The organism is Corallococcus praedator, assembly GCF_003612125.1.
Taxonomy (GTDB): Bacteria; Myxococcota; Myxococcia; order Myxococcales; family Myxococcaceae; genus Corallococcus; species Corallococcus praedator.
In genome coordinates this window covers 1-395 of record NZ_RAWI01001370.1, presented here as the reverse complement: position 1 = coordinate 395, position 395 = coordinate 1, and the positions used below count along the sequence as shown (strand labels likewise).

Sequence of the window (395 nt, the reverse complement as noted above, 5' to 3'; positions counted from 1 at the left end):
GTCAGATACTGCCGTCCGGCGCTGATAGCAGCCTGAATAGTATATTGTGCCTGCGCCTGCCGCGTATCCTCACCGCACGCATTGATCACGGGGACAGGTGAAGATATGGGCATCAATGTGCTTTGCGGTGAATTATTTTGTAACGTGTTCTGGTCTGATCCGCCCTGCATTGGGGTCGCAGTAATGACTGGCGCAAGCGAACCCTTCGGCGCTGTTACGGCAAATGGATCTGTACGTAAATTCGTTTGGGGATCAGTTCCGGCGGGTGCATTATCCGGCGCGCTACCCAGATTACAGGCGATCACGCCGCTGATCAGCATAATTAGCGCTGCTAACGGTAAATAGATAGCTTTTACAATGCCAGACAGTTTGCGGCCAGACAGTTTGTCGGATAA

Annotated in this window: 1 protein-coding gene; it reads right to left on the bottom strand. The window is 52.4% G+C overall.

All coding sequences use genetic code 11. The features are described from left to right. Positions 1 to 395: hypothetical protein (locus tag D7Y13_RS46700; RefSeq protein WP_158626272.1), on the bottom strand; the 395-nt coding region annotated here is incomplete at both ends.